Source organism: Lysinibacillus sp. F12, assembly GCF_057773605.1.
Genome location: NZ_JBYMLP010000002.1, coordinates 978,039 through 992,108 on the forward strand (window position 1 = coordinate 978,039; position 14,070 = coordinate 992,108).

At 38.4% G+C, this 14,070-nt stretch carries 14 protein-coding genes and 1 other RNA gene; all 15 read right to left on the reverse strand.

The annotated features are described in order from the left end of the window. Positions 1–206 precede the first annotated feature (206 nt). The gene (locus AC3CH7_RS11920) at positions 207–593 is read right to left on the reverse strand and encodes a hypothetical protein (RefSeq protein WP_031419255.1); all 387 of its coding nucleotides are present in this window, start codon (positions 591–593) and stop codon (positions 207–209) included. A gap of 127 nt (positions 594–720) precedes the next feature. Beyond that, positions 721–1,482 (reverse strand): tRNA threonylcarbamoyladenosine dehydratase, encoded by a 762-nt coding sequence (locus tag AC3CH7_RS11925; protein WP_031419256.1) that lies wholly within the window; start codon positions 1,480–1,482, stop codon positions 721–723. Positions 1,483–1,619: 137 nt separating this feature from the next. Further along, positions 1,620–2,651, reverse strand: coding sequence for an N-acetylglucosamine kinase (locus AC3CH7_RS11930; RefSeq protein ID WP_230591282.1), 1,032 nt, complete (start codon positions 2,649–2,651; stop codon positions 1,620–1,622). 18 nt (positions 2,652–2,669) lie between these two features. Beyond that, positions 2,670–3,752: a DUF871 domain-containing protein gene (locus AC3CH7_RS11935; protein WP_447402465.1), complete on the reverse strand. Its 1,083-nt coding sequence runs from the start codon at positions 3,750–3,752 to the stop codon at positions 2,670–2,672. A 24-nt stretch (positions 3,753–3,776) separates the two neighbouring features. Next, the gene (locus AC3CH7_RS11940; RefSeq protein WP_447402466.1) at positions 3,777–5,105 is read right to left on the reverse strand and encodes a PTS sugar transporter subunit IIC; all 1,329 of its coding nucleotides are present in this window, start codon (positions 5,103–5,105) and stop codon (positions 3,777–3,779) included. Positions 5,106–5,151: 46 nt separating this feature from the next. Continuing rightward, on the reverse strand, positions 5,152–5,472 hold the full coding sequence (locus AC3CH7_RS11945; RefSeq protein WP_197149840.1) for a PTS lactose/cellobiose transporter subunit IIA: 321 nt from the start codon (positions 5,470–5,472) through the stop codon (positions 5,152–5,154). Between the two features lie 16 nt (positions 5,473–5,488). Further along, on the reverse strand, positions 5,489–5,800 hold the full coding sequence (locus tag AC3CH7_RS11950; protein WP_031419261.1) for a PTS sugar transporter subunit IIB: 312 nt from the start codon (positions 5,798–5,800) through the stop codon (positions 5,489–5,491). A gap of 227 nt (positions 5,801–6,027) precedes the next feature. Then, positions 6,028–7,203, reverse strand: coding sequence for a GNAT family N-acetyltransferase (locus AC3CH7_RS11955; protein ID WP_012295414.1), 1,176 nt, complete (start codon positions 7,201–7,203; stop codon positions 6,028–6,030). A 108-nt stretch (positions 7,204–7,311) separates the two neighbouring features. Further along, positions 7,312–7,581, reverse strand: coding sequence for an HPr family phosphocarrier protein (locus tag AC3CH7_RS11960; protein WP_012295415.1), 270 nt, complete (start codon positions 7,579–7,581; stop codon positions 7,312–7,314). A gap of 17 nt (positions 7,582–7,598) precedes the next feature. Next, positions 7,599–8,318 carry a sugar isomerase domain-containing protein gene (locus AC3CH7_RS11965; RefSeq protein ID WP_031419266.1) on the reverse strand — a complete coding sequence of 240 codons (720 nt, stop codon included), beginning with the start codon at positions 8,316–8,318 and terminating at the stop codon, positions 7,599–7,601. Positions 8,319–8,322: 4 nt separating this feature from the next. Continuing rightward, positions 8,323–9,045, reverse strand: a complete 723-nt coding sequence (locus AC3CH7_RS11970; RefSeq protein ID WP_031419268.1) for a GntR family transcriptional regulator — start codon at positions 9,043–9,045, stop codon at positions 8,323–8,325. A 26-nt stretch (positions 9,046–9,071) separates the two neighbouring features. Beyond that, entirely contained in the window at positions 9,072–10,232 is a 1,161-nt protein-coding gene (gene nagA, locus AC3CH7_RS11975; protein ID WP_447402467.1) for an N-acetylglucosamine-6-phosphate deacetylase, read from the reverse strand. 259 nt (positions 10,233–10,491) lie between these two features. Next, a non-coding RNA gene (ssrS, locus tag AC3CH7_RS11980) (6S RNA) lies at positions 10,492–10,691 on the reverse strand. Between the two features lie 138 nt (positions 10,692–10,829). Next, the gene (gene aspS, locus AC3CH7_RS11985; RefSeq protein WP_012295418.1) at positions 10,830–12,599 is read right to left on the reverse strand and encodes an aspartate--tRNA ligase; all 1,770 of its coding nucleotides are present in this window, start codon (positions 12,597–12,599) and stop codon (positions 10,830–10,832) included. Positions 12,600–12,660: 61 nt separating this feature from the next. Continuing rightward, the gene (gene hisS, locus AC3CH7_RS11990; protein WP_012295419.1) at positions 12,661–13,929 is read right to left on the reverse strand and encodes a histidine--tRNA ligase; all 1,269 of its coding nucleotides are present in this window, start codon (positions 13,927–13,929) and stop codon (positions 12,661–12,663) included. Positions 13,930–14,070 lie beyond the last annotated feature (141 nt).

Genomic DNA, 14,070 nt, shown 5'->3' on the forward strand with positions numbered 1-14,070 from the left:
ACTCTCCCATTTGTCATTTGTTGATTTCGCACTTCATGGCTATTTTTGATTAGCTCAAAGCATCCCAAACAAACTGATCGATTATCTATTGGAATTATTCAAATTATAGCAATAAACCAATTAGAGTAGTGGGGACATGAAAAAAATAAGACAATTTCGTGAATTAATAGCATTTTATGCACATAAGAAGAACTATTTTGGTAAAATTATACCCTTTGTACATATTCATCAAATAGCGCTTGTTCCATTGTTCGATCAACAATTTCCACAATACTTCCCTGGACATATTTTTTAATACGTTTATTCGGGATATAAAAATAAGCATTGTTTTTAATTAACCATTCACTCAATGTTAGGTCACTACCTGCTTGTTCATTCGTTAATATTTTCTTATGCCGTAAAATATCGGCCATTTTATAAAACCCATCTGACAATTCATAGGCAGATACATCAAAATTAAAAATGGGGCTTACAACCTGTCCGATATCATAAATATGTATCGTTTGCTTCTCTTCATCTATAGCCAACTCGACAGTGCTTATTTCATCGAATAGATTTAAACCTCTATACTCCATTTGATAAATTTTTTCCATCTGTATATGCCTCCTTTTTATAACGATCTTATTGTAACATAGAAAAAGTAGCCCCTTTAAAAATAATAAAGGCGGCTACTTCTACGAAAATGATTCATTATGCTGTTTTTTGAAATCTTATAGGGTATTAACCTTGTACGCGTGTGATTTTCACATCTTTTAGGATCGTATTAACAACCCAACTTGCTGCAATTAAACCTGCAACTGATGGCACGAAGGCATTGGAAGAAGGTGGCATCTTCGCTTTACGAATTGCAGCATCCGGCTTCCCTACATGTTCAACCACATCTGGACGTACGACAATCGGACTTTCATCCGAAAATACAACTGTCACACCCTTATGGATTCCTTCTTTACGTAACTTTGTGCGTATAATTTTTGCTAGTGGGTCTGTATGTGTTTTTGAAATATCTGCAATTTGGAAGCGAGTAGGGTCCATCTTATTCGCAGCACCCATACTAGAAATAATAGGAATATTACGCTTTAAGCATTCTTTCATAATATGAATTTTATACATGACTGTATCACTTGCATCGATTACATAATCAATGCCTTGTGCGAAAAATTTTTCATACGTTTCTTCCGTATAAAACATATGCATATCAATGACTTCACATTCGGGATTAATATCTGCAATGCGCTCTTTCATAATAGCTGATTTAGATTGTCCAACTGTAGATAGATACGCTACTAATTGTCTATTCACATTGGTAATATCTACATTATCCTTATCGACTAATATAATTCGGCCGATACCACTTCGTGCACATGCTTCAGCAGCAAATGATCCAACGCCACCTACACCAAGAATAGCAACCGTTGTATTTTTTAATTTTTCGAGACCCTCTGTTCCTATAGCGAGCTCGTTACGTGAAAATTGATGTAACATCCTGACACTCTCCATCTATGAAATTTTATTAGTAAACCTAGTTATATACTAAGATAAAATCAAAACCTATATTACATTTTATCATGTTATACATCAAGTGAAAATTAGAAAGAAAAAAATAGAGCAATTGAATCGATTCAATTGCTCTGTACTTCATTATACATATTTTTTTGAAAGGTCTCTATAAAAGAATTACTATACTGGACATTTATTTGTTGAAGGGCGGCAATGACAGCTCCTCCTATTGGGGGTAATGCAGGGGTCTTAAAGCGGAACGGTAATGTCTGCTCCATTGCCATTGCTTGAAGCCTTGGAACAAAGTAATTTTCATTCGTAAATACGCCTCCACATAGGACGACAGGCACTTCTTCTTGCCCCCACGCCATCCGTAAATAGCATGCTTTAATTGCCTTAAAATAGTTTTGACAGGCTTCCTCAATGATTCTCTTGGCTACTAGATCACCATCATCAGCCGCTGCAACAATATAGGCACTCAATGGCGCGATGACTGTGCGCGGATGCTCCTCTCCATAAACACAGGCAATTAATTGTGGTACATCATCTACTGAGAAATGCTTCATTACAGCTTCTGTCAATATAGTACGAGGAGCCCTGCCATCATAGCTTTGTAGAACAGCCTTTAGTAATTGGACACCTAAATCATAGCCACTTCCTTCATCATCAAACAGATATCCCCAACCGCCTACTCGGTGATAATGCTGCTGCTTATCATATCCCATTGTGATAGCGCCTGTCCCCGCGATTTGAACAATTCCTGCCTTTCCCAGTGTACCCGCATAAAGAGCGATTAACGCATCATTGTCTACCGTAATGGTCGCGGAGTCACACACATATTGCCGTAATATAGATTCCACCATGCTCTCAGCTTGAAGCTCCATGACACCCGCCATACCCGCAAAGCAGCTCGTCACCTCTGCTACTATTTGAGGATTTTGTTGCTGTAAACTTTGCATGATTGAATGAATGGTTGCCTCGAAATATGGTTGGTCCATAGCTGTGGGGTTACTGCGAGTTGTGTCTATTTGGGCAAAGCATTGACCTTTTTCATCACAAATAATCGCTGTCGTTTTGGTGCCTCCACCATCAATGGCTAAAACATACATAACACCATTTCCTTTCGCATAAAGAAAAAGAGATTGATAGCTCAATCCCTTCCTCTCTTATTTTCATTTCGTAAAACCAAATGACGACCATGGTTGAATGTGCGCTAGTAAAAATTGTTCTTCTTCGACAACACTTGCGACAACATTACTTGACCCAGCATTTGGAATTTCCTTTAGTACGATTTGTAGCTCACCTTTATATCGAACATCCAAATTATTATCGATTGTGACATCACCCATCTTTAATGGTCGTGTATTATGCACAGGAAAGTCACCATTTTTGTATTTCACGCGAGATTGTGTGCTGCGAATCACATACTCAGATACATCGCCTCGATTAAAATGCTGTTCCTTATAAAGAATTGTTTCCTCTAATATACTCGTATCTGCTGACTGAACAAGCTTTAATTCAAGCTTCTGGCGGTTTAATTGTCCTAAAGCTCGTATTTCTTCCTCCGATGCATACATATTGCCAATGATGCAATCATCAATTAACCCTGTATGCCATAAATCTTTTGCCTGCACCGTAATGGGAAGGTGACGGTGCTCCTCTAATGTTGGTAAACCTTGTTCTGTTATTTCCCATGGTCCAAACTTACCATGCTGAGAGGAAATCATGGCAGCTGTCCGAATATTATTTGCTTTAAACTGTTGAGAGGTTTGTAAAAAATGCTGACGAGATAAACCTGTAAATTGTCTCGGATAAAAATTATGACAGCCGATAATATTTTCTTTATTCGGGCGGTACGATAAAATATTGTCTAGATATTTCGTACCATTACTTATATTTAATTCAATTTTTAGATTACTGGCATCAAGTGACATGAATGCTTCTTCCTGACCTGAGAAACCCATGTCTAAACGCAAAGCAGCTAAATGATAATGCTCTTTCAAATACCCTATATCTTTATAGCTTAAATTTAGCTCTTGAAAAACGGCTGGCGCTATATCTGCAGAAATGTCAAAGCCCAATTGCTGTGCAAATTGATTTATTTGTTGTAATTTCTGTCGTTCTTCTTCCTGCCTTAATGACATCAAACATGTAAAAATACGATCGAAACCATTGTCATGAGCAAGCTGAACATAACGCTTCATTTCGTCTAGTGTACTATGCTGTGGATATAGCGAAATACCTAATCTCTTCACTTCAAACCCTCCGTTAGTAAACGCTTATACTTCTACCTTTTGGCCTTCCGTTTGGGCTACAGGTGATTGTTCACCCTGTGCCGCTGAAACAGCTTTTTGTTCGTTTTGCTTTGCCATGCGATTTGCCATAGAAAGGAATGGCAAGTAAATGCATATAGCTACTACAATTAAAACGATACTTAATACGGCTCCACGCCAAGATTGTGTTACTAGGAAACCATTAATAATCGGTGGTGTCGTCCATGGAACCGCAATGGTTGCCGCAGGCACAAACCCCCATTTTGTTGCGAAGAATGCAATCGTCACATTGACCATTGGTGTCAAAATAAATGGTACAAATAAGATTGGATTTAATACAATTGGTAAACCAAATAATAATGGTTCATTAATATTAAATAATCCAGGAGCAGCTGATAGCTTCCCTACTGTATTATATTGTTTGTTTTTACGAGCAATAATGAAGATGGCAATAATTAAGGCAATCGTTGTGCCTGATCCACCCATATTAATAAATGCATCGAAGAACGGTTTATTAATAATATACGGTGCTACCTTACCAGCAGAAATAGCTGCAACGTTGGCATCAATTGCTTGTAGGTTAATGGATTGCATAAATGGCTCGATAATATTCGCGCCATGTATACCAAATGACCATAAAAACGTAGGAATGAAAGCTAAAATAAGACCAGCTACCCATGTATTTGTTAAGCCCATAAAAGGCTCTTGAATTGACGAATAAAACGATCCAATAATATCTGGTACATCAAAGCCAGCCGAAATAATTGTCCGAACTAATGCAAATAATCCGATCGTAATAATTGCAGGCAGTAATGCAGCAAAAGATTTGGATACAGCCGATGGTACACCTGCAGGCATTTTAATCAGTAGTTTAGGGTTACCCGATAATCGTGAGAACAGCTCTGCGGAAATTAGAGCCGTTATAAGGGCAACAAATATTCCTCCTGTACCTGTCGTTAATCCTGTTAAACCACCTTCCCCAAACGTTCCAAACGTCATATAACTGGCAAGACCGATAACCCCTCCGGATAGTGCATCCTTGTCATAGCTTTTTGTCAAATGGTAGGCAACAGAGAAGGCTAATAATAGTGAGATGATTCCAAATGTTGCGCCCCAGACATTGCCTCCAAACTGTGTCCATGTCTCATGTTTCCAAATGGCATCGAGTGCATTTTGATAAAATTTGATAGGCAAATTGTTAATAAGTACAGCCAGTGATCCTACAATCGTCAAAGGCATGATCGTAATAAATCCATCACGAATGGCAACTAAATGACGCTGATTTCCAACCTTAGCAGCAACCGGTACAAATTTTTCTTCTAAAAAACGGAACATTCTCATACACTCCCTTTGCTTTTTATTGTGACATCAAAATTTGATGTTACTCCCCTTTGATTCGTTCATATAATTCAATCATTTCCTGTGCTAAATCCCGAAATGTAATAGCGTTCATTAAATGATCCTGCGCATGAATTAATAACATCGATACTTCGACTTTTTCTCCCCTTGCCTCTTGTGATAATAAACCTGTTTGAGAATGGTGCGCCTCAATCAATGCCTCATTCGCTAATTTAATCTTTTCCTTTGCTTCGTCTATCTGTCCCTTTTTTGCCAGTTGTAGAGCTTCCATGCATTCACTTTTTGTATGACCACTATGAACAATAAGCCCCATAATGGATTCCATTAATGCTTTTTCTTCCATCCCCTTCGAGTCTCCTTTAACCTATTAATTGTAATGCTTGCTGCAAGACTTTTTCTCCATTCATCATGCCGTAATCTGCCATATTAATGACATCGATTGGGAAATCCATGCCCTTGAATTTTGTTTCATACGAGCCCTTTAAATAGCGTACTTGAGGACCTAATAACAGCACATCAGCTTTTTTAGTCGCCAGTACTTTTTCAACTTCCCCTTCTGCAATTGCATAAATATCTGCCTCAATATTTTGCTCTTGTGCAGCTTTTTGCATCTTTGATACTAATAAACTAGTACTCATACCGGCTACACACACTAACATAATATTTTTCATTCGTAACACTCCTTTTTTCATTTTCCAATCGTGTAATCGCTTACTTAATTTGAGAATAGCACCTATTGGTATATACCACAATATGTTTTTTACAGTAATTTTCTACTTTTAGAACTATTTACAAAATTGGGCTATTGTTCTTGTATAGAAAAATAAACGATTCTACTTATCTGGTATAGTCCACAAAAGAATTCAAAAAAATTTTAATATTCCTGACTATTCATTCCTTAAAAATATTCATAAAATGCTGGTTTTTCGGTAGATAATGCCCACTGCCAATGCTGAATAATCTTCTTATCTATAGGTTGATTTGCATACATAACAGCTTCTTTTACTGACAGATAGCCCACCATCATTGCTGAAAAAAGATTAATTGGTAATGTTAACATATGCATGTCAATGATCGAATTTGTCTTAATTATTGAGACATGACCACTTTTATTTATTTCATAGATTTGTTCATTCCACTGACAAAACTTATCTTCAATACGGACATACAACGTTTCATGAATATCCTTCCAAGGATATTGCTGCATAAATGCATAAACATCGACTACTCTGACCATTACATCCTGTTTAACTTCCTTTTTAAATTGTGGCTCTTCGAAATAAAAGCCAAATGGCATATGGTTGGAAGTAACCCCTTTAATACTACTAACACTCGCTGCATGAGATGTTATGTAACGCCACATTGCTTGCTCTGCTGAATAATTTGCTACAATAAAATCCTGAATTTCAAACGTATTATGCTGAATCGTATATCGGATATATCCCTCTACATAATCCTCGTTTAAATAGGCAGCAAAATGACTATCTGGGCTCCTTCTTTCAATTCTTTTCCACCATGCATCATCTCGGATCATACCACCATTTTGAGAGATAGCCATTGCCTGTTGAAAATCCTTGATCCTCTCGAAAAGCTCGGAGTCTGGCCATTCAAAGCTCATCCGTTTAATGACATCTAATTGCCTTCCCAATGAAGGAAACATTGATTGTGGTATTGTGTAATATAACTTCTCGAAGAACAGCTCCCATCCGAAATGACGGTAGAAGGATACAGAGAAAGGGGCTAATACAGAAATGGTCTGCCCATTCTCACGCATATTTCGTAGGGCTTCTATCATCAGTCTTTTTATAATTCCCTGCTGACGATACTCCGGATATGTAGCGACAAACCCTATGCCCCCCATTTTGTAGCTGATACCGTGCACGGTCATATTAAGTGGTAGGATTAATAGCTGCCCCACCACCTTTTTGGCATCATAGGCACCTAGTGTTGTACTATGCTCGATCCAATAATGAAAATCCTCTCTACGTGGCCCTATATATTTATTTGGAAAACAATAATCCCGTAATTGATGAATCTGCTCATAATCATTCGGTGAAATGATACGAATGTCCAAAAAACCACCCCTTTAAAAACTGAATATTCTTATAATTCAATAGCTACAATCTGTTAAATGAGATTCATCTGCAGTGGCTTGAAAAGAAACCACTGCTTGCTTGAATCCTTAAAGCTCTTCTCCTATTTCCTTCGACACCATAATGTCTGTTATTGTTTGAAATAATTTTTCAACGTCTGAACCATCTGCTGAAATTTCCACTACACTTCCTGGTTTAACCCCAAGTGACATGACGCCCATAATAGACTTTAAATTTACTGCCTTCTCTTGAAAAGTTAAGGTAATGTCACTTTCGAATGGTGTAACCGCAGTGACAAGTAATGCAGCGGGCCTTGCATGTATTCCTTCTGGTGTCGTAATTTTATACATTTTCTTCATTCACAACGCCTCCATTTTCATGTGAAATCTATCCGATCTTGATAATTGGCAATCATTATCTCATTATGTGACCAATCGGAGTCTACATTATTGCTAACAAAAATGGGCAGCTCGGTTGAAGTCTTTGCAATTTCTTCAATAACTTCGCTGAATAAAGCATTCAATAGCAGCGAACCGATAACTGTCGATGCAGGTGCATATTGCATGTTTTGTGCATGTAGAACACCATCGCCAATAGGTATATGAGTATTAATAACGTGATCTACCACTTCTTCCAGTCGTAGCCCACTGTGATGACGTGTAGCCTGCTCTCTATATTCAAGTGATTGGAGAGAGAGGACTAATACGTTAGCATTTTTGGCTAATAGAGCAGCATCAATCGGTGCTGAATTTCTTCCAGAAGTTGAAATCACAATGCAAATATCATTTTCACGAAAGTCAAATTGCTTTTTATGTTGTTCAATAATTGCTGGGTCCTTTTCATTAATTGAAGAGGCTATGGCACCTGCATGTAATGCTAGAGGCTCAATAAAAATCGGACGAACAGGTACTAAACCTCCCGCACGGTAAAAGGCCTCCTGTGCTAATAGCTGTGAATGACCACAACCAAATAATTGGATAATCCCACCTTTTTGAAGGCGTTGCACAATAATTTGTGCTGCTTCTTTTATACAAGCAGACTCCTTCTCCTTCACAACGTGGATCAGCTTTTCAATTTCAGTAAAATATGCATCCATATAATCACCTTTTAATTTCACTTATAAATTTGTAGCGATCAGCACGATACGTACTACGTACAAGCTCAAACGGTCGACCGTCAGATAAATAACTCGTACGTTTAATAATTAAAACAGGTGCTGTTTGATTAATCTGCAAAAACTTACCATCCTCTTTAGACACAATAGCTGCTTCCATTTGTTGAACGGCATTACCAATTTTTTGATGGAACTTCGCCTCAATTAATGCATAGAGAGAGCCCATTATTTGCTTCTCATCTAACTCCGGATATACTTTCACAGGTATATATGTTTTTTCAATCGCCATTGGTTGTGAATCGGCATTTCTTATTCGTACGACATAAAATACTTCTTCTCCTGGCTCCATCATTAAATCCCTTGCGATATCCACTGGTGGTATGATTTTTTCAAATCGTAACACTTTACTACTTGGTTCCATCCCTCTTGCTCGCATATCCTCAGTAAAACTTGTTAAGCCTTTTAACGGCTGCTCCAATTTTGGATTGGCAACATAGGTACCTCTTCCTTTTTCACGATATAACAAACCGCTATTCACTAGATTAGTAATGGACTGACGAACAGTCATTCTACTAACATCAAATTGTGCAGAAAGCTCTCGTTCTGAAGGTATTGTCTCACCAATTTTGTACTCTTCTAAATAAATTCGTTGTTTAATAATCTCTTCTATTTGTATATAGATAGGTATATGAGAATTTTTCTCTAACAATTCTTGCACCATCCTTATCGCCTCATTTATGATTTCTCAAATACAACTTTACCTCGACAAATAGTTTTTTGCACATTTAATTTTCGATCAAGCAATACAAAATCTGCATCAAAACCTTCTTTAATTCGTCCTTTTTTGGACAACCCTAACTGCTCAGCAGCATTCGTAGAGGACATGGCAACTATTTCTTGAAGTGAACAATTTGTAACAGCCTTCATATTTTTTACTGCCTGCTCCATCGTTAAAATACTCCCAGCTAATGCTCCGTTTGCTAAATGAGCACCTTTTTCGCTCACGAACACGGTTTGCCCGCCTAAATCATATTCGCCATATATTAACCCTTTCGCACGCATTGCATCTGTAATAAGTATAATGCCCTTTGCACCCTTCATACGATATGCTAACATCACTGATTGAGGATGACTATGCACAAAATCGACAATAAGTTCAACCTTAATTTTGTCGTCTAGTAATGCTCCTCCCACAACACCAGGGTCACGATGGTGAAAGGGTCGCATTTGATTATATAAATGAGTGACCTGATTTACACCCAAAGCTACTGCCTTTTGGACTTCCTCTATTGAAGCATCAGAGTGACCAATTGATGGAATGACATGAAAGTTCATTAGTGCTTCAAGAAATGTAAAGCCGCCCTCTAGTTCTGGTGCCATCGTGATTTGTCTTATTTGATAGTTACTAATGTTTTGCCAATGAGCAAATTGCTCAATCGTAGGACTAATCATGTAAGCTACTGGCTGAGCACCAGCACGTATTTTCGAAACAAATGGACCCTCCACATGTATGCCCAATAAATTGGCTTCCCCTACATTACGATGGAATTTTGCTACATTCATTAAAGCGCTTTCAATTTTACCAATGGATTGTGTCATCGTTGTGGCAAGAAAACTTGTAACACCTTCTTGCACTAAAGAACGAGCTATGGCATGTAAGGACTGTTGAGTAGCATCCATCGTATCATGACCAGCTGAACCATGAATATGCATATCAATAAAACCTGGGAGCAGAAGCCAATCCTTAGCTGTACCATCTATATATTGAGCGGCTTCCATTTTAAAGTTGCGGCCAATTTGGGCAATTTCACCATCCTGAATATAGATATCACCCTCAAATGGTCTTCCCTCAGGATTAATCATTGTGACATGGGAGATTAATAGCGTATCCTTCAAAATTCCACCTCCAGCTAAATATTAAAAGCTCTGAGAAATTTTCAACATCCTCTTCAAGGTATAGTTGTCTATACCAATTATATGCCGATTTACCAAAAATATAAAGCTGTTTTTTCTATTTTCTAAATTTTTCATACATTATATTTAATTCTTTGAAATCATTCTGAAAAAAACTAATACGCCTGCATGGTAGGTATATATTCATTTTCACATAAAAAAGGAGCTTTTTTATCAGCCCCTTTTCAACCCTATGTATAGGACGAATCCCAATTGTGCCGTAATGCCAAGAAACATTCGTTTTGAACCCGCAATTTGCAGGGGGGTGCCCGCTTTGCAGCTTTAAACGTCCCGCTCCGCTAGGGGCATGTTTGCGACTACAAAATGAAGGCTCCCGATTCGTTAGTGTTCGGTCAAAACTTTGAAGTAGAATTAGCAGTTAGACAAACACATCAGGATTCGTATTACAGTTATCATAGCATTAATTTTCTGATAATTCAAACGATTATATCTAATAATCTATGATTTCTTGAAAAACGCAAAAAATACCTAGATTCCCAACATTTTTTGCTAGGAAATCCAGGTATTTCGTATTATTAATTATTTTCTAAATGGTTTAATCGCCAAACTCAACTCGCTTAGTTGCTCAGGAGATACTTCGCTTGGTGCCTCTGTCATTAAGCAGCTTGCACTTGCTGTTTTTGGGAATGCAATTGTATCACGTAAATTGTGACGGCCTGCTAAAAGCATCACAAAGCGATCAAGACCAAATGCAAGTCCAGCATGTGGTGGCACGCCATATTCAAATGCTTCTAATAAGAAACCAAATTGAGCTTGAGCTTCTTCTTCTGAGAAACCAAGTAATTCAAACATTTTTTCTTGTAGGTCACGTTCGTAAATACGTAGTGAACCACCACCAAGCTCATAGCCGTTTAATACGATATCATATGCCTGTGCACGAACAGCTGATGGATCTGTATCCATTAACGGAATATCCTCGTCAAACGGACGTGTAAATGGATGGTGAGCCGCATAATAACGACCGTCCTCCTCAGAGTATTCAAATAATGGCCAGTCTGTAATCCATAGGAATGCAAATTGTGATTCATCGATTAAATCTAAGTCTTGACCTAATTTCGTACGAAGTGCCCCTAAAGAAGCTGCTACAACAGATGCTTTATCCGCAACGAATACTAGAATATCGCCAACTTCCGCACCCATTCGTTCGATTAATGCTGCCGCTAACGCCTCATCGAAGAATTTTGCGATTGGACCATTTAAGCCTTCCTCTGTTACCTTTAACCAAGCAAGACCTTTTGCGCCGTAAATACCTACGAACTTAGTTAGTTCATCCATATCTTTACGGGAATATTTGTCAGCTGCACCTTTAATATTGATACTTTTTACTTGTTTTCCTTGTGCCACTGTATCAGCAAACACCTTGAAACCACAGCCTTCAAAAACATCATTTAAAGCCACTAATTCTAATCCAAAACGTACATCTGGTTTATCAGAACCATAGCGATCCATGGCTTCTTGGTACTTCATGCGTTGGAATGGTGCAGGGATATCAATCCCTTTCACTTCTTTCATCACTGCTTGGATTAATCGCTCGTTCATTTCTAAAACTTCCTCTTGTGTTAAGAAGCTTGTTTCAATGTCCACCTGTGTAAACTCAGGTTGACGGTCAGCACGTAAGTCCTCATCTCGGAAGCAACGTGCAATTTGGAAATACTTCTCAAAGCCAGCAACCATTAATAATTGTTTAAATAGCTGTGGAGATTGCGGTAACGCATAAAATTCGCCTTCATGGACACGGGATGGCACTAAATAGTCACGAGCACCCTCTGGCGTTGATTTTGTTAAAATTGGAGTTTCGACCTCTAGGAAACCTTCGTTTTGCAAGAAGTTACGGATTGTACGTGTAACATCAGAACGCATTTTGAAAGTATCAAACATAACTGGACGACGAAGGTCAAGATAACGGTATTTTAAACGTAAATCTTCTGATACGTCTGTACGATCTTCAATTTGGAATGGTGTAGTTTTTGCTGTATTAATGACGACTAATCGCGTGGCTTCCACTTCGATTTTACCATTTGGGACATTCGGGTTGATTTGGTCCTCTGTACGTAGGATAACTGTCCCTTCTATTTCAATTACATACTCACTACGCACTTTATCCGCTAATGCATGCGCTTCTGCAACGTCTGGACTAAAGACAACTTGTGTAATACCTGTACGGTCACGTAAATCAATGAAAATTAATCCACCAAGGTCACGACGACGCTGTACCCATCCTTTTAATACGACTTTTTCGCCTTGTAACGTTTCTGAAAGCTCGTTACTAGCATGTGTTCTAGTAGCCATTGTTAAATTCCTCCAAAATAAATTCGATTATGTAGCATTCAACGAGAAATGCCATCTTTGTTTAGGATTGTTGTGATAAATAATTGACTAACTCTGAAAATGCAACCTTGTGCTGCTCACCAGATTCCATATGTTTCACAGCAGCCGCTTGCTCTTCAAGCTCTGTTTCACCAAGGACAATTGTATACTTTGCCCCTAGACGGTCAGCTGATTTCATTTGGGCTTTCATTTTACGATCTAAATAATCCATCTCTGTTGCAAGGCCCTTTGCACGGAAAGTACTAGTTAACTCTACCGCCTTTTGCTTTGCATCCTCACCCATGGCAATAATATAAACGTCTAATCCAGAAGCCGTATCTAATTCAACACCTTCTGCTTCAAGTGCTAATAACAAACGTTCAATACTTAAAGCGAAACCAATACCAGGTACATCTGGACCGCCTATTTCTTGTACCAGACCATTGTATCGTCCACCACCACAAAGTGTTGTAATAGCTCCAAAGCCAGATGCCGTTGACATAATTTCGAATGTCGTATGGTTGTAATAATCCAGTCCTCTTACAAGATTTGGATCAACCACATACGTAATGCCGAGAGTATCTAAATATGATTTCACTTGAGCAAAATAAGCAGCCGATTCCTCTGTAAGGAACTCTGTTAATGCAGGAGCTGTTTTCATTAATGGGTGCTCACGATCCACCTTACAATCTAAAATTCGCAATGGGTTTTTTTGTAAACGATTTTGGCAATCTGAGCAAAACTCATGAATATGTGGCTCAAAATGCTGTAATAAAGCTGTACGGTGCGTATCACGTGTTTCTTTATCACCCAGTGAATTGATCACTAATTTTAAATCCTTTAAGCCAGCTGATTCATAGACATCCATTGCAAGAGCAATGACTTCTGCATCAATTGCAGGATCTGCTGAACCAATTGCCTCTACACCAAATTGAACAAATTGGCGATAGCGACCAGCTTGTTGACGCTCATAGCGGAACATAGGTCCTAAATATGACAGCTTAACAGGTTGATCGGGAGCACCAAACATTTTATGTTCAACATATGCACGTACAACACCAGCTGTATTTTCAGGACGTAGTGTTAATGAACGACCTCCACGATCCTCAAATGTATACATTTCTTTTTGGACAACATCCGTTGTTTCCCCTACACCACGTGCAAATAAATCAGTCTGCTCGAAAATCGGTGTACGTATTTCGTTGTAGCGATAAACACGACAAATATCACGAATAATTGCTTCAACCTTCTGCCACTTTTCAGATTGGCCTGGCAAAATATCTTGTGTCCCTCTTGGCACTTTAAAACTCATGTAATTCCCTCCTATATTGATTGCCTATGATTTAGCCATTTTCTCGCCAAGTTTAGACGAGATTACGCCACATTTAAGACATTTTTATCGAGACTAAGCTGGTTTACCTCATGCAGAGCGAGTAGCGGACATTCTCATACT

What these genes read in the sequence shown, in the direction of transcription:
- AC3CH7_RS11925 (WP_031419256.1), bottom strand. Translation starts at nt 1,482, where the DNA reads ATGTTACATCAATTTTCACGTAACGAGCTCGCTATAGGAACAGAGGGT.
- AC3CH7_RS11950 (WP_031419261.1), bottom strand. Translation starts at nt 5,800, where the DNA reads ATGAAAAATATTATGTTAGTGTGTGTAGCCGGTATGAGTACTAGTTTA.
- hisS (WP_012295419.1), bottom strand. Translation starts at nt 13,929, where the DNA reads ATGAGTTTTAAAGTGCCAAGAGGGACACAAGATATTTTGCCAGGCCAA.
- AC3CH7_RS11960 (WP_012295415.1), bottom strand. Translation starts at nt 7,581, where the DNA reads ATGAAGAAAATGTATAAAATTACGACACCAGAAGGAATACATGCAAGG.
- AC3CH7_RS11945 (WP_197149840.1), bottom strand. Translation starts at nt 5,472, where the DNA reads ATGGAAGAAAAAGCATTAATGGAATCCATTATGGGGCTTATTGTTCAT.
- aspS (WP_012295418.1), bottom strand. Translation starts at nt 12,599, where the DNA reads ATGGCTACTAGAACACATGCTAGTAACGAGCTTTCAGAAACGTTACAA.
- AC3CH7_RS11965 (WP_031419266.1), bottom strand. Translation starts at nt 8,318, where the DNA reads ATGGATGCATATTTTACTGAAATTGAAAAGCTGATCCACGTTGTGAAG.
- AC3CH7_RS11920 (WP_031419255.1), bottom strand. Translation starts at nt 593, where the DNA reads ATGGAAAAAATTTATCAAATGGAGTATAGAGGTTTAAATCTATTCGAT.
- AC3CH7_RS11940 (WP_447402466.1), bottom strand. Translation starts at nt 5,105, where the DNA reads ATGTTCCGTTTTTTAGAAGAAAAATTTGTACCGGTTGCTGCTAAGGTT.